Source organism: Pseudomonas sp. 65/3-MNA-CIBAN-0223, from assembly GCF_040310425.1.
GTDB classification, from domain to species: domain Bacteria; phylum Pseudomonadota; class Gammaproteobacteria; order Pseudomonadales; family Pseudomonadaceae; genus Aquipseudomonas; species Aquipseudomonas gregormendelii.
In genome coordinates this window covers 1-268 of the sequence record NZ_JBEOPV010000162.1, presented here as the reverse complement: position 1 = coordinate 268, position 268 = coordinate 1, and the positions used below count along the sequence as shown (strand labels likewise).

Sequence of the window (268 nt, the reverse complement as noted above, 5' to 3'; positions counted from 1 at the left end):
GTATTAGGCGTTGCCCTCGCCAACTGGCCAAAATTCCCGCGCGATACGATTTTAGAGTTTAATGAATCGTTAACCATTTTATTAGTTTCAGTATTATTTATCATTCTTGCGGCTCGTGTTGAGCTTGAAAGTCTACTGCAGGTTGGTTTTGCGGGTCTAGTATTACTGGCTATCGTGATGTTCATCGCGCGTCCATTATCAGTATGGGCCTCGTCCATTGGCTCTAACTTAAAGACCAATGAAAAGTTAATGATTAGCTGGATTGGAC

1 protein-coding gene is annotated in these 268 nt (G+C 42.5%); it reads left to right on the top strand.

Annotated features, from left to right (window positions below):
* A partial coding sequence (locus tag AAEZ09_RS28365) for a cation:proton antiporter domain-containing protein (RefSeq protein ID WP_350601667.1) occupies nucleotides 1–268 on the top strand: 268 nt, incomplete at both ends.